This window comes from Croceitalea sp. MTPC6 (assembly GCF_036985525.1).
GTDB lineage: Bacteria > Bacteroidota > Bacteroidia > Flavobacteriales > Flavobacteriaceae > Croceitalea.
The window spans coordinates 1-610 of record NZ_BTGR01000037.1 but is presented as its reverse complement, the minus strand read 5'-3'; the positions used below and the strand labels follow the sequence as shown (position 1 = coordinate 610).

Annotated in this window: 1 protein-coding gene; it reads left to right on the top strand. The window is 47.9% G+C overall.

Going from position 1 to position 610, the window contains the following annotated elements; genetic code table 11:
- On the top strand, window positions 1-610 hold a 610-nt coding region (locus AACP56_RS17935), incomplete at both ends, for a TonB-dependent receptor domain-containing protein (protein WP_339339093.1).

Genomic DNA, 610 nt, shown 5'->3' with positions numbered 1-610 from the left:
AAAGAGCTTCGGGGACCACAACCTGGATATTACGGCAGGCCATGAAAGTTTTGACAGGACCTTTTCCCTCAATGGCGGTACCGCCACCGTACAGGCGGCCAACGGAATCTTTGAGTTCGACAACTTCTCGAACATTGTCAACTTAGATGGGAATTCGACAAGAAAGAGCATCGAGGGATATTTTTCCAGGGTAAACTACAATTACAAGAACAAGTACTATATCAGTGGTTCCGTAAGGCGAGATGGCTCTTCGGTCTTCGACCAGGACACCAGATGGGGGACTTTTTACTCCGTGGGTGGTTCATGGAGGATAGGCCAAGAGGATTTCTTGGTGAACTCAAATGTAGTGAACCAACTGAAGCTCAGGGCATCCTATGGTGAGGTCGGTAACGATGATTTATTGGATTTCTTTCTATCCCAACCCAGGTTCTCCATAACCTCCAATGCCGCCAGTCCAGCTATCATATTCACCGACATCGGGAACTCGGAGCTGCAATGGGAGACCATCGAGAACTTTGACGTGGCACTTGAGTTTGCGCTCTTCAACAATTTCCTGGACGGGTCCGTGGAGTACTATAAAAGAAATTCGACCGACCTGCTCTATTTACTT